The sequence below is a fragment of the Paenibacillus sonchi genome, assembly GCF_016772475.1.
Classification (GTDB): domain Bacteria; phylum Bacillota; class Bacilli; order Paenibacillales; family Paenibacillaceae; genus Paenibacillus_AQ; species Paenibacillus_AQ sonchi.
On record NZ_CP068595.1, the window covers coordinates 4,230,735 to 4,256,058 of the forward strand.

Genomic DNA, 25,324 nt, shown 5'->3' on the forward strand with positions numbered 1-25,324 from the left:
ACAATGGTCAATATTCACTGGTACAGAAGGAGGATAACAGGTGAAGAACGGACTGTTTGCGGGAAGCGGCAACCATAGGATTATACCGGCAGTGCGCAAGGCTGAAGATCTGCAAAAGGCCTGCGACAGCGAGTGGCCGATGATCTTTCTGCTGATCGGGGACCTGTTCACTGTGAAGCAATATGTGAGGCAGGGTCTGGAAGCCGGCAAGAAGGTCTTCCTGCATGTCGATTTCATCGGCGGATTGGGCAGTGATCCGCTCGTGGTCAAATATATTGCCGAGAAGATTGGCCCGACCGGCATTATCTCCACCAAGAACCATATGGTCAAGCAGGCTAAGAAAAGCGGGCTTCTGGCGATCCAGCGCCTGTTCCTGATCGACACCTCTGCGCTGGAGCACGGGATAAACAATGTGCGCCAGAATGAATCGGATGCGCTTGAAGTCATGCCGGGGCTGATCCCCAGGGTCATAACCGAGCTGAGCAGCAGTACTTCCCGCCCTATCATTGCCGGCGGCCTGATCAAGGATCATCAGGAGATTGAGGCTGCTCTCCAAGCGGGAGCGAGTGCAGTATCGATGGGCAACCCGGAGCTTTGGCACAGTTTTGCACAAGCTTAACCTGGAGTTAATATCAGGATGACATGGTTAATTTATAGTGAAGAAGTAAGCGTAAGTGAACACCATTCAATTTCATAATCAAGGGTCGGAGACGAAGAGAAAACCCTTATGCAGCTCGTGTACACGGCGGATTCAACATGCCCGCTTATTGAGCTGGATATAGGGTTTTTTGGTTTGTTTCCATTAAGGAGGCTGCTTTCCCATTGCAGGATGTGCTTGCATACGAGACGTATTTTTTTGATTTGGACGGCACCATTTTTATTGGTGACCTGCTCCTGCCGGGAGTGAGGCAGACACTGCAGTATTTAAGGGAGCAGGGGAAACAGGTGCTGTTCCTGAGCAACACCACCATTCGGACCCGGGAAGAATGCCGGAACCGGCTAAGGCTGATGGGGGTTGAAGCCCGGACGGAGGAAGTGGTGACTGCGGCTTCGGTATCTGCGGCATATTTCCGTGAAATGCAGGGAATGAACCGCAAGCCGCAGGTGCTGGTGATTGGGGAGCAGGCGCTGAAATATGAGATGGCCGGCGGAGGGACGGTACTCACCGATGAACCGATGGAGGCCACGCATGTGCTGGTGGGGATGGACCGCGATTTCGATTATGAGAAGCTGCACCGGGCGATGAAGGCTGTCCGGGCAGGCGCCTATCTGATTGCCGCGAACCCTGATCCGAATTGTCCGGTAGTGGGCGACCTGCTCCCCGATACCTGGGCTATGGTTAAGGCCATTGAGGCAGCCAGCTGCGGCACTGTGCAGGAGATTATCGGCAAGCCATCCGCCTATTATGCGGAGAAGGTGCTGGAGCAGAGCGGAACCCGCCGGGAGAACTGTCTCATGGTCGGGGACCGGATGGATACAGATATCCGGTTTGGCCTGAGCCACGGCATCAACACGGCATTGGTGCTGACCGGGGTGACTGCGAGAGAGGATCTGGAGCAATATTCGACCATGCCGGATCATATCTGGACCTCAATGTCCGAGATGCTGCAGGATCATTTGCGCCTGTCCTGAATGTAGGGGGCAATGAACAACAGGATCACCAAGGGATTCCCATGTTTGCCAAAGCAAGAGGATCTGCCGTCCGTAGAGGGCTGCCGGTCTTTCTGCTACTTATGAATAGATAATGGAGGAGATCACAGGGATGCGTAAAGGAAATGTAATGGTAATGGCGGCTGCACTAGGAATGTCGGTATTGGCAGGCTGCGGCAGCAACACAAACACAAACACAAACACAAACAACAATAACGCCGCTGGCAATGGCAGCGGCACCGGGGCTGGTGAAGCCGCAGCCGCACCGGCGGCCAACGGAACCAAAACAGAGCTGACCTACTATTACCCGATTGCTGTCGGAGGGCCGCTGACGGCTACGATTGAAGCGATGACTGCGGATTTTATGAAGGAGAACCCGGACATTGTGGTTAAGCCGGTATACACCGGCAGCTATGCCGATACAGCGGTCAAAACCCAAGCCGGAGTCCAGTCGAAGCAGCCGCCCGATGTAGCGGTATTGCAGTCCACAGAGCTGTTCAGCCTGCTGGATATGGATGCGATTATTCCGCTGGACGAGTTCATTGCGCAGGAGGGCGGAGACACTTATTTGTCTGACTTCTACCCCGCCTTTATGGAGAATTCCCAGACAGAGGGCAAAACCTACAGTATTCCGTTCCAGCGCAGCACCATCGTTCTGTATTACAACAAGGATATGTTCAAGGCTGCCGGACTGGACCCGGAGAAGCCGCCTGCAACGTGGGCAGAGATGCAGGAATACGCGGTCAAGCTGGCCGGTAACGGCAAGTGGGGGCTGGAGATTCCGGTGACCGGCTATGCCTATTGGATGCTTCAGACCTTCGCGCTGCAGAACGGCAACAATCTGATGACTCCTGACGGCAAAAAAGTAATGTTCAATACTCCAGAGAACGTGGAGGGTCTGCAGTATTGGGTCGATCTGGCGGCGAAGCACAAGGCCATGCCTGGCGGCGTTACCGATTGGAGCACGGTGCCTTCCGACTTCCTGGAAGGAAAAACCGCAATGATGTACCATACCACCGGCAACCTGACCAATGTCAAGAAAAATGCGTCGTTTGACTTCGGTGTCAGCTTCCTGCCGGCGCAGAAGCAATACGGCAGCCCTACCGGCGGCGGCAACTTCTATATTTTCAAGGATATCGACAAAAAGAAGCAGGAAGCAGCCTGGAAATTCGTCAAGTTCATGACTGAAACCGAACGTGCGGCGCAGTGGAGTATCGATACCGGCTATGTGGCGGTGAAGAAATCGGCATATGAAACCGAGCGGATGAAGGCTTATGCCGCCGAATTCCCCGCTGCGCTGATTGCCCGTGACCAGCTGGAATATGCATCTGCTGAACTATCAACCCACAACAACGGCAGAATTGTCAAAATCCTCAGTGACTCCGTGCAGGCCGCACTCACCAATGAGCTGACACCGGCGGAAGCCCTGCAGAAGGCGCAGAAGGATGCGGACCAGGCTCTGGCTTCTTTTAATAAGTAAGATGAACGCCAGTCTGAGAAGAAACGGGTTCGCCTGGCTCCTGCTGCTGCCCTCACTGTTGTTCCTGCTGCTGTTCACCTTCTACCCGATCGCGCTGACGCTGCGGCTGAGCCTGTTCCAGGCGGACCTGTCCACACCGGAGCCGGTCTTCACGGGCCTGGCGAATTACCGCACGATGTTTCAGGACGAGGTTTTCCGTAAGGTTATGACTAACAATGTGCTGTTTGCGCTGGGGACGGTTCCACTCGGAATCGCTCTGGCGCTTTTGATGGCGGTCTTCGCCAACAAGGCGCTGCGCGGCAGAGGTTTTATGCGGTCAGCATTCTTTTATCCGACTCTGATCCCCATGATTGCAGTGGCTAACATTTGGCTTTTCATTTATACACCGGAGTATGGCTTTATGAGCAGGCTGTTGTCCTGGTTCGGCGTGAACGATATCAACTGGCTGGGCACACCGGGGCTGGTGATGTGGGCGATGATTCTGATGATCATCTGGAAGGAAGCGGGATTTTTTATGATTTTTTACCTCGCCGGTCTGCAAAATATCTCCAAAGAGCTGTATGAAGCCGCGCATGTCGACGGGGTGGGCCGGTTCACCGTGTTCCGCAAAATCACTTTCCCGCTGCTGATGCCAACTACGCTGTTCGTAAGTATTGTTGCGCTCACCAACGCCTACAAGCTTGTCGACCACCTGATGATCATGACCCGCGGGGGTCCCAACAACTCCAGTAATCTGCTGCTCTATTACATTTATGAAACAGCGTTCAGCTATTGGGATCAGGGAATGGCGTCTGCGCTGACGGCCGTGATGATTGCCGTATTGCTGCTGATTGCGGCTGTGCAGTTTTTTGGCCTGGACCGGAGAATTCACTATAACTAAATCTGCACGGCTGCCGGAAGGAGGGCAATTCTATGAAAACCAAATTTACATCCAGACTCGGAAATATACTGATGCTGGCCCTCGCAGCCTTCTGGCTGATCCCGCTGCTCTGGATGACGGTGACGGCGTTTCGTCCCCGTCATGCGGCGCTGTCGGGCCTGTTCTCGCTGGACTTCACTTTGGGCAACTTCGCAACGGTCTGGTCTGCCGCGCCTTTTGCCACTTATTATCTCAACACCATTCTGATTGTGGTATGCGTGTTTGCTGTGCAGATGCTGACGGCCAGCATGGCAGCCTTTGCCTTTGCCCGTATAGCCTTTGCCGGCAGCAGCATAGTGTTCCTGCTGTTTCTGGTGCAGATTATGATTCCCGCCGATGTGCTGATCTTCCCCAACTATAATGTCCTGAAGCAGTTGTCGCTGCTCGACACCAAGCTGGGCATTATGCTGCCGTTTCTGGCTTCGGCGTTCGGAATCTTTCTGCTGCGCCAGGTATTTAAGACGATCCCTGCCGAGCTGGAAGAGGCGGCGCTGATCGAGGGCTGCAGCCAATGGCAGGTGCTGTGGAAAATTTATTTCCCGCTGGCCCGGCCCACCTATGTGGCCTTCGCCCTCGTCTCGATCAGCTACCAGTGGAATAACTTTCTCTGGCCGCTGATCATCACCAATTCGGTGGAGAACCGGCCGCTTACGGTGGGGCTGTCGATCTTTGCCCAATCGTTCGAGATTGGGGTGCAGTGGACGGAGGTCAGCGCCGCTACACTGCTGGTGATCACCCCGCTGCTGCTGATCTTCCTGGTGTTCCAGCGCCAGTTCATTGAGAGCTTCATGCATTCCGGTATTAAATAGAGCTGTTCAAGGAGGAGTTCGGATGACGTCATTACAGGACTGTGCGGTCTCTACTTATGTCTACATCGGCCGTCCGCTGGCTGAGGCTATTGAATTACTGGCCGCTGAGGGCTGGAAGCACATTGAGATTATGTGCGAAGGCAGGCATGGGGAGCTGCTGGAATGGACGGCAGACCAATGGGCTTCACTGGCCCGCAAAGGCGGGGACCTTGGCATCCGCTGGAGCATCCATGCGCCGATCACCGGCTGCAACCCGGCGGCAGCAGACGGGCAGCAGCGTGCGGAGGCCGAAACGCTGCTGCTGGATACGCTGCGCGCTGCAGAGGTGCTGGGCTGCAGCTACGTGGTGCTGCATGCGGGCGAACTGCCTGCTGCGGGCACTGGGGGACAGCAGCGGAGCCCGGGGCGGCATCGCTGCCGGAAGAGGCAGCGGCCGAGGCAGGCGCTGGAGCGGCAGCCGTTGATCCGCGGGAAGCGGCCAAGGCGCGGGTGGTGCGTTTCCTCCAGCGGATACTGGCGGAGACCGCAGGCTCCGCGGCAGTTATCGCGCTGGAGAATGTTCCCCCGTACCCCGGGCTGCTGGGGACGGAGGTCACAGAGCTGCTGGAGCTGGCCGGGCGGGTGGATTCCTCCCGCATAGGCCTGGTGTTCGACAGCGGCCATGCCCTGATGGCAGGCAAGGAACGCTGCCTGCTGATGATGCAGCAGGCCATGCCCCGCCTGGTCGCGCTGCATCTCAGCGACAATGCCGCAGAGCAGGATGAGCACCTGGGGCTCGGCCAAGGCAAGGTGCCGCTGGAGGCGATGCTTGCCGGGCTGACGGCAGGCGGCTTCAAGGGCGCCTGGGTGCTTGAGCTGCGGCATCCCGGAGATCTGCTGCCGTCCGCAGCCAGACTTCACCATTTACGGAAGCAATACCAGGCTGTCTATGGCATTGAACCTGTCCCGGGAATAAGGTAGACTTGATAGAGGAATGCATGTTCCAATATCAATAAAGCAGGTGTTACACACAATGAGTTCAGAACCAAAGGGCCGGGTAATGATCGTTGACGGAATGGCTCTGCTGTTCCGGGCTTTTTATGCGACCGCCTATGGCGGATATATCCGCAAGACCAAGGCCGGGCTGCCGACGAATGCGGTGTACGGGTTTTTGCAGTATTTTTTCGATGCGGTCAGCACGTTCGATCCTTCCCATGTAGTGTGCTGCTGGGATATGGGCAAGGGAACCTTCCGTACGGAGAAGTATGACGGCTACAAATCGAACCGGATTGATGCGCCGCTGGAGCTGATTCCGCAATTCAATCTGGTCAAAGAGGTCGTTGCCGAGCTTGGCGTGCCGAATATCGGTCTGGCAGGCTATGAAGCGGATGACTGCATCGGCACGCTGGCTTCGTGCTACAGCGGGGAATCCGAGGTCTACATTCTGACCGGGGATCATGACATGCTGCAGCTGGTCAGCGACAGCGTAAAGGTCGTGATTATGAAAAAAGGCCGCTCCAATTACAAGGTCTACGATCCGGCGGAGCTGCTGGAGGAAAGAGGGCTCACCCCGGCCCAGGTAATTGACCTGAAGGGTTTCATGGGCGATACCAGCGACAACTACCCGGGGTGCGCGGCATCGGGGAAAAGACGGCGCTCAAGCTGCTGAGTGAATACGGCACCGTGGAAGGCGTGATCGAGAATCTTCACCTGCTGCCCAAAGGGGTGCGGGCCAAAATCGAAGCCGACCTCGACATGCTCCATCTGTCCCGCGAGCTGGCCGAAATCCGCTGCGATGTGCCGGTGGTCTGTACGCTTACAGAATGCCTGTGGGAGCTGCAGCGGGAGAAAGCCGCACGCAAATTCCAGGAGCTGGAGTTCGGCAGCCTGATGCATCTTGTCGGCCCGCTGAAGGATGAACAGGGGATTGTGCAGATTGAGCTGGGGGATCTGGGTTAAGACCAGATTCTCTGTTCAGCAGGCCTATAATACTGACAACATATCACCGGATTACGCAGAAGCGCTTCCTGAGCCGACAACGGCAGGGAAGCGTTTTTTTGTTGTTGACGGATGCAAAGCAAGCCCTTTATAATGTTAATATAATTATTAAGTAGTTAATAAATATATTAATTGTGGGAGGCGGCATAGAAATGGCTCAGCGTGTTGTGCTTCATACGGATATCCGCAAGGGAACGATTAACCGGAATATTTATGGTCATTTTTCCGAGCATTTAGGACGTTGCATTTATGAAGGCATCTGGGTAGGGGAGGACTCTCCGATTCCGAACACTAAGGGCATCCGCAATGATGTTGTGGAAGCGCTTAAGGAGATCAAGGTGCCGGTGCTGCGCTGGCCGGGCGGCTGTTTTGCCGATGAATATCACTGGAAGGACGGCATCGGAGCGCGCGAAGGCCGCAAACGGATGATTAATACGCACTGGGGCGGCACGGTGGAGAACAACCATTTTGGAACGCATGAATTCATGGAGCTGTGCGCCATGCTGGAATGTGAACCGTACATCAACGGCAATGTGGGCAGCGGAACGGTGCAGGAAATGTCAGAATGGGTGGAATACCTGACCTTTAACGGTGTATCCCCGATGGCTGAGCTGCGGGCCAAGAACGGCCGGGAAGAGGCTTGGGCTGTGAAGTATTTTGGCGTGGGTAACGAAAACTGGGGCTGCGGAGGAAATATGCGTCCGGAATATTACGCTGACTTGTACCGCCAATACCAGACGTATGTGCGCAACTACGGGGACAACCGGATTCACCGGATCGCCTGCGGCCCGAATGCGGATGATTATCAATGGATGGAAGTGCTGATGCGCGAAGCCACGCGGTTCATGGACTCCATCACGCTGCATTACTACACCGTTCCCGGCGCTACTTGGGAGCAGAAGGGTGCGGCTACCGGTTTTGATACTGCAGAATATTTCACCACTCTGGAAAAAGCGCTGCGCATGGAAGAGCTGGTCACCCGCCACAGCGTCATTATGGACAAGTATGATCCGGAGAAAAGAGTCGGCCTGATCGTCGATGAATGGGGAACCTGGTATGATGTGGAGCCGGGCACGAACCCGGGGTTCCTGTACCAGCAGAACTCGATCCGCGATGCGCTGGTTGCCGGACTGACGCTGAATATTTTCCACAAGCACAGCGACCGTGTGCGGATGGCGAACATTGCCCAGACCATTAACGTGCTGCAGGCCGTCATCCTTACCGAAGGCGAAAAAATGCTGCTGACTCCGACCTATCATGTATTCAATATGTACAAGGTGCATCAGGATGCCGAGCTGCTGGATCTGACGCTGGACAGCGGGTCTTACAGCTTTGACGGCAAGGAGATCCCGGAAGTATCGGCTTCGGCTTCGGTAACGGCCGAGGGTGTGATTCATGTCAGCCTGTGCAACCTGAATCATGCGTCTGCGGCTGTGCTTCCGCTGGAGCTGCGCGGCCTTGCCGGCCAAGCGGTGGATATTGCCGGCACTACGCTTGCCGGGGCAACCATTGATGCCCATAACTCGTTCAGCGAACCGGAAGCGGTTGTTCCGCAGCCGTTCACAGCCTTTAAGCTGGAAGGGGATACTGTTACTGTCGAGCTGCCAGCCATGTCGGTAACAGTACTGGAAATTACACCGAAAGCTTGAATAAAGGAGAACCGCTATGGCCACAACCTCTGCCTGCAAAGGCTGCCGGGAAGATTATAAGGTCACGGAAGCGCAGATCGCCCGTATACTGGCGTCATCGATGTTCAATGAAGGCAACACCGCGTCAGATCAGGTGTATGCGGAACGGATCGCACTTTGCAATACCTGCCCCAAGCTCCAGGATGGGGTGACCTGCACCGCCTGCGGCTGCATCATCCCGGTTGTTGCCCGGCTGAAGGCGCGCGGCTGTCCGCTTCCCGGCGGCGGCCTGTGGCAGCCGGTTAACGGCTCCAAAATCAACTGATCCACTATGAAGACCACAGAACAGATTTCAAATTCTATCTGTTCTTGTATAACCGAGAATCCCCGATCCTCCACTGGCTTGATCCGCAGCGGAAGATCGGGGATCTTTCATTGCAACCCTCTGATGGAGCCCGGTTTAAGGCGTTCCGGCAGCGTCGGGACTGTCGGATAAGCCGGATATTTCCGTATAGAACAGTTCAACCAGCATGTCCTGGTTATAGTTGCCGAATCCTTTGCCGAACAGGGTCAGCCCGCCGATATGCTCGGCATCCTCCTCCACGGACAGTCTGAACGTCCACTGCTTGCTGCGGATGTCCACTTGATCCAGCGTAACCCCGGACAGCTTTTGCCCATCCATGAAGGTCCCCTTGGGGGTAACCCGCAGCTGCTTGAGCAACCCGTATTGGTTCGTGAGTGCGGGCCACCAGGACGGCGTATATTTGCCTCTGCTGTCTCCGTAATCTCCGGGGCTGGTCCAGAAGCCCAGCTTCGTTCCGTTCAAGGTAAAGGTGATATCCGAAGGCCAGTTGTTATTGATGGACGGGGCCTCAGAGGCGATTTCCATTGTAATGACAAGCTCCTCCGGCTGCTCGCTGGACAGGAGGAAGTTGGGGATTTTGTATTCGACATAACCTTTGCCGAACCAGAGGATGCCTGCATTCATCCGCTCCAGATCCCAGAAGTAGCGCGGGTCGTCGAAATTGCCGATGACCTTCTCTGCCGTTGCCAGACCGCAGGTCGGTTCGATCTGAAAGTCGGAGTAGAGGCCGACTGGTATCTCTTTGCGGTGGCTTTTGCGTTCCGCCGGGGCTTGAGCGGGGAAAATGATCTCTGCGCCTTCAGCTGCCAGCGTGCAGATTTTTTGCAAACCGCTCCGCCCGGGAGCCATATGTGTCCGGATCAGCCCGGCCGCCTCCAGCTTGCGGACATGCATCGTCATGATCGCGCTGCTGAGCTGGGCTGCCGCTGCCAGCTCCTTGACATTCATCGGCTGAACGGCGAGCAGGCGGAGCATGCGGAGGCGCACGGCGCTCGATAAAGCTTCGTAGACAGGCAGGGATTCTTCGGTAAGATCCAGTTTCATAGGACAGCCTCCGGGTACAGGTTAATAAAATAAGGGGACGGCAAAGCCGTTACTGCTTGTATAGTTAACAATTATATTATTCAAATGAGGTTCTTACAAGCTTCTTGCCGTTCATGGACACCTCCACTTTTATCACAGACACGCTTATGCCATGTCCGCTATGATGTACAGGATGAATTAGCGATGAAACAAGGTGCCTTTGATTCACATCAAGGGATAACAGGGAATCGGGTGCAACTCCCGAGCGGTCCCGCCACTGTAAGGAAGAGCCAGCTTTCAACAGGTCACTCGGTTGCTCCGGGGAAGACGAAGGCCAGCGATGATCCCGAGCCAGGAGACCTACCTTGTTTGCGCACACACGACTCTACGCGGATAGGAGCGGTGTACGAATGGGTTGAGAGATAAGGGTGTGCCGCTAATTTTGGCGGGTAAGCAGCCTTTTCTTTGTGATCCGGATACGTACATGATACTCCCGCCCCCAGGGGCGGGAGTTTTTGGTTTGACGCCGCACACGAAAATCAAATAGGAGGTGCAAGGATGAACAAACGGAGCTATTGGCGTTTCACGGCACTGGTCGGCGTATTTGCCGTTTATCTTCTGCTGAATGAGCCGGGAACGGCGGAAGCAATGCACATTATGGAGGGATTTTTACCGGTTGGCTGGGCGGTGTTCTGGTGGGCGGCTTTTCTGCCGTTCTTTTTCCTGGGCGTCCGCAGGCTCACAAGGATGACCCGGGACAACCCGGAGCTGAAGCTGCTGCTGGGTTTATCCGGAGCGTTCACCTTTGTGCTCTCAGCGCTCAAAATGCCCTCGGTAACCGGAAGCAGCTCTCATCCGACGGGGACGGGCCTTGGCGCAGTGATGCTGGGTCCGCTGCCGATGAGCGTGACCGGTTCCATTGTGCTGCTGTTCCAGGCGCTGCTGCTGGCGCACGGTGGAGTCACCACTTTAGGCGCGAACGCCTTCTCCATGGCAGTGGCCGGGCCTTTTGCCGGTTATGCGGTCTATAAGCTGATTATGAAGCTGGGCGAACGCGAAAAGCTGGCGGTATTCTTCGCGGCTGCGGTAGCGGATCTGATGACCTATGTGGTCACTTCCGTTCAGCTTGCGGTGGCTTTTCCGTCTGCGGATGGCGGTGTGCTGGCTTCCATGGTGAAATTCAGCGGTATTTTTGCCGTGACCCAGATTCCGCTGGCGGTCAGCGAGGGGCTGTTGACAGTGCTGCTATGGAACTGGCTGAAGGCCTACAGTCCACAGGAGCTGTCCCTGCTTAAACGGGGAGCCAAGGGAGGAAATACACTGTGAAGATAAAGAACAAATGGAAAAACCTGCTGATGCTGCTCGCGGTGGTTCTGCTGGTGGTCCTGCCGCTGCTGTTCGTGAACGGAGAGTTCGGCGGAGCCGATGATGCGGCAGAAGGTGCAATTACAGAGATTGACCCTGCATATAAGCCCTGGTTCAAGCCGCTGGCTGAGCTGCCGGGTGAAACGGAGAGCATGTTATTCGCGCTGCAGGCGGCTATCGGCGCAGGGGTGATCGGCTATACGTTGGGTCTTTTGAAGGGAAGACAGGGCCGGCAGAAGCTGAATGATCAGAAGAATTGATGTTATATCCTGCAGCAATGCCCTGAGCCAAGTGTCCCCGATGTGGAAAAGCCTCTTCGCAGCCGTCATGTTCGCCCTTGCTTATGTGCTGCATCCGGCCCTTCAGGTTCTCATTACGCTGTGGCTGATGCTGTGGTGCCTGCAATATGCCAAAATCCCGCCGCGCGCCTACGGGCAGTTGTTTGGCACTGCGCTGTTGTTCTACGGCCTCAGCCTGCCGGCACTGCTGGTGGAGCTGGGCCGTCCGGCAGCCGGGGAGGCCGCCCTGTACCTGCGGATTCCGGGCACAGCCCAGTTTCTGTACATAACCCGGGCAGGAGGCGTGCGGGCAGCGCTGCTGCTGGCCCGGATATCGGCCTGTCTGGCCTGCTGCCTGTTCATCATGCTGACCACGCCGTTCGGCGAGCTGCTGCAGGTGCTCCGCAGGCTGCGGATGCCGCAGATCGTGCTGGAGCTGATGCTGGTCATGTACCGGTTCCTGTTCCTGCTGGACGATGCCGCCCATGGCCTGCTGCTGGCCCGGCGGCTGCGCGGAGGCCGCAGGGGCTTCAGATTCAAGCTGCGGGAGGCTGCAGGTATGGCGGCGTCATTGTTCGCAAACACCATGCACCGCTACTATGGGCTGTCGCAGGGGCTTGCTGCGCGGGGGTTTACCGGGGAGATTCTATTACCCCCGTATGTGAGGCGGAAAGTGCCCCGAAGGTTTGCCTTTGAGGCGTATGCGGGAATCGTCCTGCTGGCGGCGGCACAGCTGTGGATGCTGTGGACAAGATGAGAATGGCAGGAATCAATGCAGTGAAAAGCCTGGAAACAGAACTGCTGAAGAAGGAGACAGCGTGGAGATGGATTACATTTTAGCCTTCGAGGATGCCGTATTTCATTATCCGGACACGGTGGAGCCAGCGCTCCGGGGGCTGACTGCAGCGATTCCCGGAGGCTGCAAAACAGCCCTGCTTGGACATAACGGCTCCGGCAAATCAACCTTGTTCCTGCATGCGGTTGGCCTGCTGCGGCCGCAAAAGGGAAGGGTTCTGCAAGCGGGACTGCCTGTATCCTATACCAAAAAGGAGCTTGCCGCTCTGCGGCGCAGAGTCGGGCTGGTCTTTCAGGACCCTGAGCAGCAGCTCATTTTGAGTACTCCGCTGGAGGATATCTCTTTTGGGCTGCGGGGCACCGGCATGCCAGAGACAGAAATAGCGGCGCGGTGCGCTGCGGTGCTAGAGCTGCTTGACCTTGCCGCGCTGAAGGATAAACCGGTTCATCAGCTCAGCCTGGGCCAGAAAAAGCGTACCGCGCTCGCAGGTGTGATGGCAATGGAGCCGGAGCTCATCTTGCTCGATGAGCCAACCTCCTATCTGGACCCGCTGTCGGAGGCGCAGCTTCTGGATGGCCTGGACAGCATACACCGTAAGGGTACAACTGTGGTGATGGCTACGCATGATATGAATCTCGCCTACCGCTGGGCGGACTGGATCATTGTCCTCGATCAGGGCGTCTGCCGGGCTGCCGGAGCGCCGGAGGCTATTTTTGCCGGCGGGGAGCTGCTGCAGGCGATGGGCCTGGCGCTTCCGCTGCTGGCTGAGCTATGGCACAGCCTGCCTCCGCGCGTAACGGCGGGGCACGCAGCTCCCCGGAGTGCGGAGGAGTTCAAGGCGGTGCTGAGCAGTCTGCTGGGCGAAGGTCCGGGGAGAGATAAGGGGAAGCTGGTCGTCAGCAATAGTAGAGTAGAACTCACTTTTTAGTGTTGGACGCTTAGAGGGTAAGTGCATTTGCTGCAGTTAAAATGAGGTGCAAACCCGCATTTTTAAAAGTAAATGTAATCTGTACAGTTAAATAGCGGTTTGGGCCTCTTTAGCTGAAATACGGTCCCTTTAAGTGTACAGTGTGCAATTAAATCGGTTTCAGCGCAAAAATAGGACTCTTTAGTTGCATCAAATACAGTTAGAGCATGAGCATCAATTTAGAGTCAGCGTTGGAGTTACACGCGAACGGGGGAACATGAATGAACAAACAAGGAAAGCTGCTGATTATCGGCTTTGGTCCTGGCAGGCTGGAGCATATTACAGGCCGTGCATTGGCAGCGCTGGAAGAGAGTGAGGCCGTGATCGGCTACACCACTTATGTGGACCTGATTAAGCCGCTGCTGCGGCAGCAGGAGATTGTCGGCACAGGCATGACCGAAGAGGTCAGCCGGGCCCAGGAAGCCGTGCGCCGTGCGGAAGCCGGGCAGACGATCGCCGTCATTTCCAGCGGTGACGCTGGGGTATACGGAATGGCAGGACTGGTCTATGAAGTGCTGATCGAACGGGGCTGGGACCGTGTTACGGGGGTGGAAGTCGAGGTGATTCCCGGGGTATCGGCCATTCAATCCTGTTCTTCGCTGCTGGGTGCGCCGATTATGCATGATTCCTGCACGATCAGCCTGAGCGACCATCTAACGCCTTGGGAGAGCATTGCGGCACGCGTGGAGGCGGCGGGAGCCGCGGACTTCGTGATTGCCTTTTACAATCCGCGCAGTGGAAAGCGCACACGCCAGATTGAAGAGGCCCGCCAAATCCTGCTCCGCTACCGTGATCCTTCTACTCCCGTGGGCATTGTGAAAAGCGCCTACCGCGACCGCCAGCAGACCATTGTCACAACGCTCCGGGATATGCTGGACCACGAGATTGGCATGCTGTCGACCGTGATCGTCGGCAACTCCGCAACGATGGTTTATGACGGCCTCATGGTTACACCGCGCGGCTATGAACGCAAGTACAGCCTTGGCGCCGATACGCAGGCACTGAAGCCGCATGAGCGGCTGCGGACCTCTTCGGAGCCCTGGTCGCTGGCGGCGCTGAATCCTGCGGGGAATGTGGTGAAGGTGAAAACCTGCGGCTTCTGCGGCATGAGAAAGAGAGTGCAGCTGGAGCCGCACGGCGGTTACATCAACAGTTAAACGGCCGGCTTGTGCCAAGAGAGCTGCAGATCAGTGTGGCTGGCTGCGGGATGGCCTGCAGTTCGGCGGTCCTGGAGGATATCGGCCTTGTCTATTCCAAGGGCAGCTATGAATTATATCTTGGCGGAAAAAAAACCGGACGTACCCCGCACGCGGGCAGCAAGGTCCGTGCGGGGATGAGCGAAGAGGAAGCGGTGGCCGCTGTAACTGAGGTTGTTGAGCAATATTGTGCGCAGGGCAGTCAGGATGAACGGTTTTATACTTTTTTTGAGCGGATGGGCAGTGGGATTTCAGCACATTACCCGCAAGCGGAGAGCGCACTCCGCTGTGAACACATGCACACGCACTCGCACCATAACCATGATAGAGCACAAGGGATAACTGCAGTATTACTTGTAGGACACGGCAGCCGTGTGGAAGAAGGGAATGAAGAGCTGCGGAATTTCACCCGGGCGCTTGCTGCCCGCAGGCCGGAGCTTGCCATTGAAACCTGCTTCATCGAGTTATCGGCTCCGTCCATTTCCGAGGGGATTGACAAATGTGTGCTGGGCGGAGCCGGGACGGTCTATGTTGTGCCGATTATTTTGTTCGCGGCTGGACATTCCAAGCTGGATATTCCGCTGGCTCTGGATCAGGCAAAGCTGAAATATCCGGGTGTGGAGTTTGTATATGGCCGTCCGATCGGAGTGCAGGAGAGAGCGGTAGAAATTCTGCTGGACCGGATCGCCGGGGCTGTCCCGCAGCCGGTTCAGGTATCGGCTCAGCCGGAGCTGTACGGAGAACCGTTGGAGGAAACACTGCTGGTGGAGCGCGGCTCGTCCGGGCAACAGAATACTGGGGGGCTGGAGACTGCGGCTGCGTTGTCTGTTGGAGAAACGGCCTCAACAGCTGCTAGGGATAAGCCTTATTCCAAAGTAAAGGATGAGGACACCATCGTGCTTGTAATGGGCCGCGGGGGCAGTGATCCGGATGCGAACAGCGATTTATGCAAGCTGGCCCGCCTCCTCTGGGAGAGAACTCCCTACAAAAGCATCGAGGCCTGCTTTATTGCCATCACCAAGCCTTCGCTGCCCGCAGGGCTGGAGCGCTGCCTGGCTCTCGGCGCACGCAAAATTATCGTGCTGCCGTATTTATTGTTCACCGGAGTGCTGATGAAGCAGTTCAACGAAACGGTGAGCCGTTTTGCCGCAGCGCATCCGGAGATTGAAGTGGAGGCCGGCACCTGTCTCGGCTCCCATCCGCTGTTGTCAGACATGCTGCTGGAGCGGATCGAAGAGACCCTGGCAGGCCGGACAGCCGCCAACTGTGACAATTGCGTGTACCGCGAGGAAGCGTCTGCACACCATCACCACCATCACCACCATCATGGTCACCACCATCATGAACACGACCATCACGATGATCATCATGATCACCACAGCCACGGTGAGGATGGGCATGAGTCCGGGCGCCGCAGCCAACCGGCCTCTGCAGACGCAGAGGTGCCGGTCCCGCCGCAGCCTGGGGCTTCCTATTCGGAGGATGCGGCGTACCCGGCCGGCGCTCCAAAGGCGCGCTGGCCGCGATGATATTTATGCTGTGCGGAACCAGTGACGCCCGTGAGCTGGCGCTGGCCCTGTCACGGGAGCAGTTGCCGCTGCTGGCTTCCGTTGTGACGTCCAGCGCTGCGGAGCGGCTTGAAGCAGCTGGCATCACAACCCGTGCCGGCCGGCTGGACCAGCAAGGGATGATCGCCTGTTTGCGCGGGCTGGACTGCAGCGCCATTATTGATGCCAGCCATCCGTTTGCACAAGAGGCGCATGACCATGCGATGGGGGCCGCTGAAGCGCTGGGACTGCCGTATTTGCGTTATGAACGGCGCAGCCTCAAGTATGAGCAGCATCCACGGTTGCTGGTTGTGTCTTCCTACGGGGAGGCGGCCCATAGGGCCAAGCAGCTGAAAGGCTCTGTCATGCTGACCACGGGCGGTAAAACCTTGGAGATTTTTGCAGAGGCGCTGCTGGGTGACCCTGCTGTCCGCCTGACGGTCAGACTGCTTCCCTGTCTGGAAAATATGCAAAAATGCCATCTGCTTGGGATAGAGCAGCGCAATATTATTGCGCTGCAGGGACCTTTTTCACGCGAATTGAATGAAGCATTGTACAGGCAGTACGGCACACAGGTCATGGTTACTAAGGAAAGCGGTGCGGAAGGCTCCCTCGATGAAAAAGTGCACGCCGCGCTCGATATGGGGATATATGTTATTTTGATTGCGCGGCCGCAAGCTTTCTATAAAGAGTATGGCAGGGTGTATGAGTCATTTGAAGAGATAGTGTCCGCAGTTGCCGCTTTTAATAAGAAATGAGGGATAGCTATGGAGTTTGGGACGGATTTTAAGCCGCTCACAGTGCAGCCGCAGGAAATAGAAAGCCTGAGCTTTCAAATGATTACCCGCGAGCTGGGCGATCATGGGTTTAGCGCTTTACAGTACCCGGTCGTGCAGCGGATCATTCATGCATCCGCCGATTTTGAGCTGGGACGGAGTCTGGTGTTTCATCCCCGGGCGATGGAGGCAGGGATTTCTGCTATTTTGGAGGGGCAGCCCATTATCGCCGATGTGCGCATGGTCGAGGCCGGTATTGCCAAGGAGCGGATTCACAAATACGGCGGAGAGGTACGGGTGCATATTTCTGATCCCGATGTGATTGAGGCGGCTAAGGCACAGGGAACAACCCGGGCCATCCTTGCCACACGCAAAGCCTGCACTGAAGCGCCGGGCGGCATCTATGTGATTGGCAATGCGCCAACGGCCCTGCTGGAATTGATCCGTCTGATCAAAGAAGGTGCAGCACAGCCAGGGCTCATCATTGGCATGCCGGTCGGTTTTGTTTCAGCGGCGGAGTCCAAGGATGAGCTGCGCAAGCTGGACATCCCTTACATCACCAACATCGGCCGCAAGGGCGGCAGTACGGTTGTGGTTGCGGCAGTCAACGCCCTCAGTCTGCTGGCTGTCCGTCAGGCAGGGGAATCACAGAGTCAGGGCGGATAGAGCAGAAGCAAAGAGAGGTATCCTTCATCAGCAGAGAGAGGAGAAACGGGCCATGGAGCAGCAGGAGTCACAGAGTGTACAGGACTATAAGCACAGCGGAGATTTGCAGCATGGACACAAGGGCCAAGCAGCGGCAGAGCTACAGGGGAGCCAAGCAGTGCGAGAGCCGCAGGGAAGCCAAGCTGCGGCAGAACTGCAAGGGAGCCAAGCAGTGCCGGAGCTGCGAGGAAGCCAAGCAGTGCCAGAGCTGCGAGAGAGCCGGACTGCTGCCGGCGGTCCCGCTGCACCGCTGCGGCGTGGCTACACCACAGGCGCCTGCGCAGCCGCAGCCGCCAAAGGTGCTGCGCTCCTGCTGGTCACGGGGGAGGCCCCGCCGAGCGTGGAGATCGATCTGCCCGCCGGCTTCCGGCATACGTTTAAGCTGACCGGGGGGCGGCGCAGCGGCAGGGACTCGGCAGTCTGTGCAACAGTGAAGGACGCCGGAGATGACCCGGATGCGACGCATCAGGCGAGAATTGAGGCTGCTGTGAGCTGGCGCGATAGCCCCGGCGTAGAGATAGACGGCGGCAAGGGGGTAGGCAGAGTTACGAAGCCGGGATTGCCCGTGGCGGTCGGTGAAGCGGCGATCAATCCTGTGCCGCGGCGCATGATTTTGGAGGCGGTGTCCGAGGTGCTGGAGGAGCATGGCGCGGCCCGGGGAGTGCGGGTGGTTATCAGTGTGCCGGAAGGCGAAGCTATCGCGCTCAAAACGCTGAATCCGCGGCTTGGCATCCTTGGGGGCATCTCCATTCTGGGCACGCGCGGCGTGGTGACGCCGTTCTCCACGGAAGCCTACAAGGCCAGTGTGGTACAGGCGATTTCGGTCGCCGCGGCCATGGGGAACAAGCAGATTATTTTGACCACAGGCGGCAGCAGTGAAAAGTATGCAATGGCGATGTTCGCAGAGCTTCCGGAGGAAGCTTTTATCCAGATGGGTGAATATGTCGGCTTCTCGCTGGAACACGCCAAGGCCTTCGGAGTCCGTAAGATCACATTAGTCGGCATGGCGGGCAAGCTTTCGAAGGTGGCGCAGGGGGCCATGCTGATCCATTCCAAAAATGCGCCGGTGGATTTCAGCTTTTTGGCCAAAATCGCGGCTGAGTCCGGGGCGGATAATGAACTGGTGGGGGAGATTGCGGCGGCTAACACGGCCTCACAGGTGACGGATCTGATGACCGCGGCCGGGAATGGGGTGTTTTTTGAACAATTGTGTCTGCACGCCTGCAGGCATTGTCTGAAGCATATGAATGGAGGCATGACCGTGGAGATGGTGCTGGTCACCATGAAGGGCCGGGTGCTGGGAAGGGCGGAAATCCGTGGCTGACATTATTTATATTATAGGCATCGGTGAGGATGGAGCCGGAGGGTTGACCCCGGACAGTCTAAGCAAGGTGCAGAGGAGCGAGGTGCTGCTCGGCGGGGAGAGGCAGCTGTCTTTTTTCGGCGGGTATCAAGGGGAAAAGATCGTTCTGAAGAACGGTCTGAAGGCTTTTGCCGATAAGCTGGAGGAAGTGTGGAAGGAGCGGCGTGCGGTGGTGCTGGCATCCGGTGACCCGCTGTTCTTTGGGATTGCCGGGTATCTTGTCCGCAGATTCGGGCCGGAGCATGTCGAGGTGATTCCGCATTACAGCAGTGTCCAGCTTGCTTTTGCCCGGCTTGGGGACAGCTGGCAGGATGCGGAGCTGGTCAGTCTGCATGGACGTCCGATCCGGGGATTGGCCCAGCGGATAGACGGCAAGCACAAAATCGCCCTGCTCACCGATGAAGCCAACACCCCAGCCGTTATAGGCGCTTATTTGCGTGAGTTCGGAATGACCGAATATGAAGCCTTTGTCTGTGAACGGCTGGGCGGGGGTGAGGAGGTCTGCCGGTTCTGGGAGCTAGATGAGCTGGAAAAAGGGAACTTTGCGCCTCTGAACGTAGTCATTCTGCGGTGGAAGCCGGGAAGCGGGACTGCGGCGGTGCGGCGCGGTTTTGCCTATCCCGATGAAGCCTTCCACCAGCGGCGCCCGGAGAAAGGTCTGATCACCAAACGGGAGGTGCGCGCCTTAGTCCTGTCCGAGCTGAATTTGTCTGAAGAAGCGGTGGTCTGGGACATTGGCTCCGGCTCGGGAGCGGTGGCAGCCGAATGTGCGCGGATCGCCCGCTGTGGCAAGGTATACGCCATCGAAAAAGCGCAGAGAATCTGCCGAATATGGAAGCTAACCGCCGGGAATTCCGCGCCGATTTTGAGATTATCCATGACCAAGCGCCGCAGGGCCTGGAACGGCTGCCGGACCCGGATGCAGTATTCATTGGCGGAAGCGGAGGCGGACTCCAGCATATTATTGCGCACTGTGCGCAGCGGCTGCGGCCGGAAGGACGGATTGTGATCGGGGCAATTACAATTGAGACGCTGTATACGGGCTTGGAGGCGCTGAAGCTTGCCGGAATGGCCACCGGGGTGACGCAGCTCCAGGCATCAAGGGGCAAGCCGATTCTCGGCATGACCCGTTTTGAGGGGATGAACCCTGTATACGTGGTAAGCGGGCGCAGGCCGGACTGATTTTGATTTTAACCGGTATTGGTACTCTATCGGCCATCCTGCTCTATGTGACCAGCTGCTGGCAGAAAGGGTTTAGCCTAGGCATCGCTGCATCAATAGATTAACTAACCTAAAGGAGGAGCGCTCATGACGACAAGGTTACAAAAAATAAGACGAAACCTCATCTGCACTCCATGGATGAGCAGGCTGCCCATGAAGAACAAATCACCGGAGCAGCCATGCAAACTGCAGTTGCAGCGTATCATGCTGATGATGAGTATCCGCTGGTGGAATCTGAGCTTGCCCCAATCGGAACAGGGACCTTGTACGGAGTGGGTGTAGGTCCGGGTGATCCCGAGCTGATTACGCTCAAAGCCTGCCGTTTGCTGAGGGATTGTCCGGTAATTGCCTACCCGGCAACTAAAAAGGGCGGGAAATCCTATGCCCACGAAATTGTGGAGATGCATATCAAGGCGGATGAAAAAGTCATGCTGGGACTTGTCTTCCCGATGACCAGAGACCCCGGGCAGCTGGCAAGCGGCTGGAACCGCACGGCTGAGCTTTGCTGGAACGAGCTGAAGCAGGGCCGGGACGTGGCTTTTGTGACGGAGGGCGATCCGAATCTGTACAGCACCTTCATTCATCTGGCCCGGTTGATGCAGGAGCTGCATCCTGGTGTGCCGGTCGTTTCCATTCCGGGAATATCGTCGGTGCTGGGCGCCGCTGCCGCGCTTGGACAGCCCCTTGCCGATGGCGATCAGCGGGTGGGGATTATTCCGGCTACCGAGGACCCGGAGGCCTTGAAGGAAGCGCTGCTGCATCATGATACGGTGGTGTTTCTGAAGGTGGCGAAGGTGCTGGATCTGCTGTTGGATGTGCTCGATGAGCTCGGGCTTTCGGGAAAAGCATCCGTCGTGACCAAGGTAACCTCTCCTAATGAAACGGTGTGGCGGGACGCCCGCGAGCTGCGCGGCCGGGAGCTTGAATACCTGAGCCTTATGGTGGTGAGCAAATGACGGCGGCTGACTTGGAACCCAAAGTATATATCGTAGGTGCAGGGCCGGGTGATCCCGAGCTGATTACGTTAAAAGGCAGCCGCATCCTGCGTTCTGCAGATGTTGTGCTCTATGCGGATTCACTGGTCAGCGGGGAGCTGATTGCAAGTGTGAGTCCGGGAGCCGAGGTGCTGCAAAGCTCGGGAATGGCTCTGGAGCAGCAGGTGGAGATCATGACCGCGGCAGTGAAGGCCGGTAAAAGCGTAGCCCGCATCCATACCGGCGACCCTTCCATGTACGGGGCAATCCTGGAGCAGATGTCGCTGCTGAAGCTGAACGGCGTCAGCTATGAGATCGTGCCGGGGGTCAGCTCTGTTTTTGCTTCGGCGGCAGCGCTGGGTGCAGAGCTGACTGTGCCGGAGCTGACGCAGACCGTGATTCTGACCCGTGCCGAAGGGCGGACGCCGGTCCCGGAGCGTGAGCAGCTGCGGCAGCTGGCGGCGCATCACTGCACCGTAGCCCTGTTCCTCAGCGCTTCGCTGGCTGAACATGCGGCAGCGGAATTTCTCGCTGCCGGGTGGAGCCCCGATACGCCTATCGCTGTGGTGAAGCGGGCGACCTGGCCGGACCAGCAGATTCTGCGGACGACCGTGGCGCGCCTTGCAGCCGACCTGCGCGAAGCAGGCATCACCATGCATGCGATGATTCTCGCGGGCTGGGCCCTGGACCCGGCGCTTACGGACCGTGACCAGCACCGTTCGAAGCTGTACGACAAGACCTTTACCCACGGCTGCCGGGAAGGGATTGACGCTGATGGCTAAGCGGTATGCAGCCGTTGCGATTACTGCAAATGGTATCCGGCTGGCGCTGAAGCTGGGTGAACGGCTGGCGGATACCGAGGTTTTTTGCTGCGCCAAGTACAGTGGAAACGTACAGGGCGCCACGGGTCATGGGCAGGTGTTTGCGGAGCCGGTCAAAGAGCTGCTGCCGAAGCTGTTCCGGCAGTACGAAGGGCTTATCCTGTTTTTTTCCCTGGGGCGGCAGTCCGGCTGATCGCTCCCCTGCTGGCGGATAAAAGAACCGACCCCGCCGTCATCGTCATTGATGAACGCGGTGAACATGTGATCAGCCTGTTATCCGGCCACTTGGGCGGAGCCAACAGGCTCACGCGGCAGGTTGCACAGCTGATGGACAGCCATCCGGTGATTACTACCGCTTCGGATGTGCAGGGCATCTTCGCCGTGGATCTGCTCGGCTCGGAGTTCGGCTGGCGCGCAGAGGGCTTCGCGACGATGAAAACAGTCAGCGCCGCCTTGGTCAACGGGGAAGCCGTGGCCTTCATGCAGGAGAGCGGCGAACGCGGCTGGCTGCCGCCCGGTGCTGTGCTGCCGGAGCATGTCCGCCTCTGCGGAAGCATGGCGGAGCTGCAGGAAGCGCCGTTCAGCGCGGCGGTCGTGGTCACGGACCGGCAGCTGCCGGAGCCGGAGGCAGCGGCTCTTGGAGAGCGGACTGTAGTCTACCATCCGCGCAGTCTTGTGCTCGGGCTCGGCTGCAACCGCGGGACCCCGCTGGCGGAGCTTGAAGCGGTGGTGCTGGATACGCTGGCCGAGCTGGGGCTTTCGCTGCTTAGCGTTCGCAACGTCGCCACTGCTGCGATCAAAGGCGATGAGCCCGGTCTTCTGGCCTTATGCGCCAAATATGGCTGGGAGCTGGCACTGTTTTCGCCGGAGCAGCTGAATACGGTGGTGCTGGAGCAGCCCTCGGAGATTGTTTTTAAGGCTACCGGAGCTTATGGGGTCTGTGAGCCGGCAGCCCTGTTGTCCTCTGGTGCCCGCAGCCTGGTGCTTAAGAAGAAAAAAGCGGCAATGCGACCATTGCAGTAGCGAGAGTCAGCTATGCTGAAACGGAGGGGAACCAGAATGAATGAGCGGAGCAGACCGGAGCAGCTTCCCCGGCTCCGCCCGCGTTTTGTGGTAGCCGGAACAGGCAGCGGTTCGGGCAAAACAACGGTGACGCTTGGACTGCTGCGGGCTTTTGCCCGGCGAGGTCTCACCGTGCAGGCCTTCAAATGCGGTCCGGATTATATTGATCCGGCCTACCACGCGGCTGTAACGGGCCGGACTGCCCGCAATCTGGATTCCTGGATGACCTCGGGCGGATATATGCTGGAGTATTTTTTGCGTTCTTCGGAGGCGGCTGATCTGTCCGTAATTGAAGGGGTTATGGGGTTGTACGACGGTAAAGAGGCGACCGGGCTTACCGGATCTACGGCGGAAATTGCCCTCCTAACAGGAAGTCCGGTGCTGCTGGTGGTGGATGTGCGCAGCATGGGACGCAGTGCGGCTGCAATCGTGCTGGGTTTTCAGCAGCTGGAGCCGGACGTGCGCATCGCTGCGGTGATCGTGAACCGCTGCGGGAGCGCCAGCCATTACCGGACGGTCAAAACCGCGATTGAAGCGGACTGCGGCATACCGGTCATCGGCTGGCTGGCACGGGATCAGGGACTGGATATCCCGGAACGGCACCTGGGGCTGCTCCCTGCCGTGGAACGCGGCGAGCTGGAGCCATTATTTGACCGTGCCGCCGACCTGCTGGAGGCAGGGACGGATCTGGAGGTCCTGCTGCAAATTGCTGCGGCAGCGTCTGTCCTGCGTTACCCGGCGGCGGGAAAAACACTGCCGGAAGAGGGTCCTGCCGAAGGGATTCCGTCAGAGGCTGTTCCGGCAGCCAGGAAGATCCTTCAGGAATCAGGCGTGCAGGATGTACAGGATTCTCCGGGCGGGCTGCCAGCTGTTGCGGCACGTTTTCCTTCGGTAGCTGCTAAGATCCTGCAGGAAACAGGCGTTCAGGATGCACAGGAACCTCCGGGCGGGCTGCCAGCTGCTGCACTTGTCCCTTCGGTAGTTCCTAAGATCCTTCAGGAAACAGGCGTTCAGGATGCACAGGAATCTCCGGGCGGGGTGCCAGCTGCTGCCGCACTTGTCCCTCCGATAGCTGCTAAGGAAGCCGGTGATCTACAGAGCTATCCACCCTTGGATTGTTCTGCTCCCAAGCTCTCGCCTCGGTATATGACCCTGCACCGGTCATTGCCGTTGCAGAGGATGCGGCGTTCAATTTTTATTACGCCGACAATCTGGAGCTGCTGGTCCGCGCCGGGGCCCGGCTGGCTCTGTTCAGCCCGCTCAGCGGCGAAGGCATCCCGCCGGAGGCGGATGGGATTTACCTCGGCGGCGGTTTTCCGGAGGAATTCGCCGCCACAATCGCCGGGAATTCGGCCTTCCTGCTCGGCCTAAGGGCTGCGGCAGCAGCTGGTATGCCGCTCTATGCGGAATGCGGCGGCTACATGGTGCTGGCCTGCAGCCTTACCGACCGCGCCGGGGCTGTGCATGAGATGGCCGGGATTATTCCCGCCCATTCGGTCATGCAGGACCGGCGCACCGCACTCGGCTACCGCGAAGTCACCGCGCGGGCCGATTGCCTGCTGCTGAAGCAGGGCGAGCGCCTGCGCGGTCACGAGTTCCACTATTCCCAGATGAGCTATTCGCCCGGGGAGCCGCGGCTGTACGCCTACGACAGCAGCGGACGAAGCGGCAGCCAGCCGGAGGGCTATGCCCGCGGCAATATCATGGCTGCCTATGCGCATATACATCTGGCTTCCCATATCCCGGCGGCAATCCGGCTGGTAGAAGCCTGCCGCAGCTACCATGGGAGTAACAAAGACATGCTGCGCACATAGGCTGATCCCTTTGAGAGCTGGGCCAGAAGAATCGCATATTCCCGGCAGATAAGCTCGGAACATGCGCACACTTGGAAGCGGATGGAGGTTCTCCCAAGTTCGCATAGAGCCTGAGTTCTAAGTGGAAAAAATACAACTAAATCGCCTATAATTACTCCGAAAAAGGATTTAGTGGGAATTTGTCCACTTATTTCGGGAAAATGTCCGAGATATCAGGAGCAATTTAGCCGGAATAAGTATACTTTTTCCAACTACGGGTGCCCGGACATCCCAAGCGGCACCGAATAAGTCTACTTTTTCCACTTAAGTTAGCACAGCCAAGCCGCGCACGCCCGGAAGTCAGATTCACTCCAGCCAGACTGGTGCCCGCCCGGAAGTCAGATTCACTCCAGCCAGGCCGATGCCCGCCCGGAAGTCAGATTCACTCCAGCCAGGCCGGTGCCCGCCCGGAAGTCAGATTCACTCCAGCCAGGCCGGCGCCCGCCCGGAAGTCAGATTCACTCCAGCCAGGCTGGTGCCCGCCCGCAAGACAGATTCACTCCAGCCAAGCCGGCGCCCGCCCGCAAGGTAGTTCCTTTTTTCGTATGTC

At 57.7% G+C, this 25,324-nt stretch carries 23 protein-coding genes, 4 pseudogenes and 1 riboswitch; of the genes and pseudogenes, 26 read left to right on the forward strand and 1 reads right to left on the reverse strand.

Annotation, left to right across the window (positions count from 1 at the left end; genetic code table 11):
* Positions 1-40: 40 nt before the first annotated feature.
* From JI735_RS18615 to JI735_RS18655, 10 genes and pseudogenes are all read left to right on the forward strand, one after another.
* Complete coding sequence (locus JI735_RS18615; protein ID WP_020432711.1) at positions 41-619, forward strand: glycerol-3-phosphate responsive antiterminator; 579 nt, start codon at positions 41-43, stop codon at positions 617-619.
* A gap of 212 nt (positions 620-831) precedes the next feature.
* Positions 832-1,632 (forward strand): HAD-IIA family hydrolase, encoded by an 801-nt coding sequence (locus JI735_RS18620; RefSeq protein WP_233182484.1) that lies wholly within the window; start codon positions 832-834, stop codon positions 1,630-1,632.
* 130 nt (positions 1,633-1,762) lie between these two features.
* Positions 1,763-3,130, forward strand: a complete 1,368-nt coding sequence (locus JI735_RS18625) for an ABC transporter substrate-binding protein (RefSeq protein WP_202676284.1) — start codon at positions 1,763-1,765, stop codon at positions 3,128-3,130.
* A 1-nt stretch (position 3,131) separates the two neighbouring features.
* On the forward strand, positions 3,132-4,010 hold the full coding sequence (locus JI735_RS18630; protein ID WP_411829930.1) for a carbohydrate ABC transporter permease: 879 nt from the start codon (positions 3,132-3,134) through the stop codon (positions 4,008-4,010).
* Between the two features lie 32 nt (positions 4,011-4,042).
* A complete protein-coding gene (locus JI735_RS18635; protein ID WP_202676286.1) occupies positions 4,043-4,858 on the forward strand; it encodes a carbohydrate ABC transporter permease in 816 nt (271 codons plus the stop codon).
* Positions 4,859-4,880: 22 nt separating this feature from the next.
* Positions 4,881-5,219 (forward strand): annotated as a pseudogene (locus JI735_RS36955) (sugar phosphate isomerase/epimerase family protein); the annotation flags it as partial.
* A 131-nt stretch (positions 5,220-5,350) separates the two neighbouring features.
* Positions 5,351-5,818, forward strand: a complete 468-nt coding sequence (locus JI735_RS36960; RefSeq protein ID WP_267919292.1) for a sugar phosphate isomerase/epimerase family protein — start codon at positions 5,351-5,353, stop codon at positions 5,816-5,818.
* A gap of 52 nt (positions 5,819-5,870) precedes the next feature.
* A pseudogene (locus tag JI735_RS18645) lies at positions 5,871-6,796 on the forward strand (5'-3' exonuclease).
* Positions 6,797-6,987: 191 nt separating this feature from the next.
* A complete protein-coding gene (locus JI735_RS18650; RefSeq protein ID WP_039838316.1) occupies positions 6,988-8,484 on the forward strand; it encodes an alpha-N-arabinofuranosidase in 1,497 nt (498 codons plus the stop codon).
* Positions 8,485-8,500: 16 nt separating this feature from the next.
* Positions 8,501-8,788 (forward strand): DUF6171 family protein, encoded by a 288-nt coding sequence (locus tag JI735_RS18655; RefSeq protein WP_039838318.1) that lies wholly within the window; start codon positions 8,501-8,503, stop codon positions 8,786-8,788.
* 135 nt (positions 8,789-8,923) lie between these two features.
* Here JI735_RS18655 and JI735_RS18660 read toward each other — a convergent pair whose 3' ends face one another.
* Complete coding sequence (locus tag JI735_RS18660; RefSeq protein WP_051052193.1) at positions 8,924-9,871, reverse strand: ArsR/SmtB family transcription factor; 948 nt, start codon at positions 9,869-9,871, stop codon at positions 8,924-8,926.
* A 174-nt stretch (positions 9,872-10,045) separates the two neighbouring features.
* Positions 10,046-10,232, forward strand: a riboswitch (cobalamin riboswitch).
* 176 nt (positions 10,233-10,408) lie between these two features.
* Here JI735_RS18660 and JI735_RS18665 point away from each other — a divergent pair.
* From JI735_RS18665 to JI735_RS18740, 16 genes and pseudogenes are all read left to right on the forward strand, one after another.
* The gene (locus JI735_RS18665; protein ID WP_051052195.1) at positions 10,409-11,176 is read left to right on the forward strand and encodes an energy-coupling factor ABC transporter permease; all 768 of its coding nucleotides are present in this window, start codon (positions 10,409-10,411) and stop codon (positions 11,174-11,176) included.
* Positions 11,177-11,178: 2 nt separating this feature from the next.
* Positions 11,179-11,475, forward strand: a complete 297-nt coding sequence (locus tag JI735_RS18670) for an energy-coupling factor ABC transporter substrate-binding protein (RefSeq protein WP_039790790.1) — start codon at positions 11,179-11,181, stop codon at positions 11,473-11,475.
* On the forward strand, positions 11,459-12,250 hold the full coding sequence (gene cbiQ, locus JI735_RS18675) for a cobalt ECF transporter T component CbiQ (RefSeq protein ID WP_039838320.1): 792 nt from the start codon (positions 11,459-11,461) through the stop codon (positions 12,248-12,250). The genes JI735_RS18670 and cbiQ overlap by 17 nt, the downstream gene beginning before the upstream one ends.
* Positions 12,251-12,317: 67 nt before the next feature.
* The gene (locus JI735_RS18680) at positions 12,318-13,217 is read left to right on the forward strand and encodes an energy-coupling factor ABC transporter ATP-binding protein (protein ID WP_202676288.1); all 900 of its coding nucleotides are present in this window, start codon (positions 12,318-12,320) and stop codon (positions 13,215-13,217) included.
* 260 nt (positions 13,218-13,477) lie between these two features.
* Positions 13,478-14,413, forward strand: coding sequence for a precorrin-3B C(17)-methyltransferase (cobJ, locus tag JI735_RS18685; protein ID WP_411829932.1), 936 nt, complete (start codon positions 13,478-13,480; stop codon positions 14,411-14,413).
* 11 nt (positions 14,414-14,424) lie between these two features.
* Positions 14,425-15,981, forward strand: a complete 1,557-nt coding sequence (locus JI735_RS36040; protein WP_411829933.1) for a sirohydrochlorin chelatase — start codon at positions 14,425-14,427, stop codon at positions 15,979-15,981.
* Positions 15,978-16,757 (forward strand): precorrin-6A reductase, encoded by a 780-nt coding sequence (gene cobK, locus JI735_RS18700; RefSeq protein ID WP_202676289.1) that lies wholly within the window; start codon positions 15,978-15,980, stop codon positions 16,755-16,757. The genes JI735_RS36040 and cobK overlap by 4 nt, the downstream gene beginning before the upstream one ends.
* A gap of 9 nt (positions 16,758-16,766) precedes the next feature.
* Positions 16,767-17,441, forward strand: a complete 675-nt coding sequence (locus tag JI735_RS18705) for a precorrin-8X methylmutase (protein ID WP_039838330.1) — start codon at positions 16,767-16,769, stop codon at positions 17,439-17,441.
* 52 nt (positions 17,442-17,493) lie between these two features.
* Positions 17,494-18,804 (forward strand): cobalt-precorrin-5B (C(1))-methyltransferase, encoded by a 1,311-nt coding sequence (locus tag JI735_RS18710; RefSeq protein WP_233475964.1) that lies wholly within the window; start codon positions 17,494-17,496, stop codon positions 18,802-18,804.
* A pseudogene (cbiE, locus tag JI735_RS18715) lies at positions 18,797-20,025 on the forward strand (precorrin-6y C5,15-methyltransferase (decarboxylating) subunit CbiE). Before JI735_RS18710 ends, cbiE begins: the two are co-directional and overlap by 8 nt.
* A gap of 173 nt (positions 20,026-20,198) precedes the next feature.
* A complete protein-coding gene (cobI, locus tag JI735_RS18720) occupies positions 20,199-21,020 on the forward strand; it encodes a precorrin-2 C(20)-methyltransferase (RefSeq protein WP_233475965.1) in 822 nt (273 codons plus the stop codon).
* Positions 21,017-21,820: a precorrin-4 C(11)-methyltransferase gene (cobM, locus tag JI735_RS18725; protein WP_202676290.1), complete on the forward strand. Its 804-nt coding sequence runs from the start codon at positions 21,017-21,019 to the stop codon at positions 21,818-21,820. Before cobI ends, cobM begins: the two co-directional genes overlap by 4 nt.
* Positions 21,813-22,052 carry a hypothetical protein gene (locus JI735_RS37390; RefSeq protein WP_325175521.1) on the forward strand — a complete coding sequence of 80 codons (240 nt, stop codon included), beginning with the start codon at positions 21,813-21,815 and terminating at the stop codon, positions 22,050-22,052. The genes cobM and JI735_RS37390 overlap by 8 nt, the downstream gene beginning before the upstream one ends.
* Before the next feature lie 41 nt (positions 22,053-22,093).
* Positions 22,094-22,882: a cobalt-precorrin 5A hydrolase gene (locus tag JI735_RS18730; RefSeq protein WP_325175631.1), complete on the forward strand. Its 789-nt coding sequence runs from the start codon at positions 22,094-22,096 to the stop codon at positions 22,880-22,882.
* A gap of 36 nt (positions 22,883-22,918) precedes the next feature.
* Positions 22,919-23,638: pseudogene (locus JI735_RS18735) on the forward strand (cobyrinate a,c-diamide synthase); the annotation flags it as partial.
* A gap of 398 nt (positions 23,639-24,036) precedes the next feature.
* On the forward strand, positions 24,037-24,735 hold the full coding sequence (locus JI735_RS18740; RefSeq protein ID WP_233475966.1) for a hypothetical protein: 699 nt from the start codon (positions 24,037-24,039) through the stop codon (positions 24,733-24,735).
* Positions 24,736-25,324 lie beyond the last annotated feature (589 nt).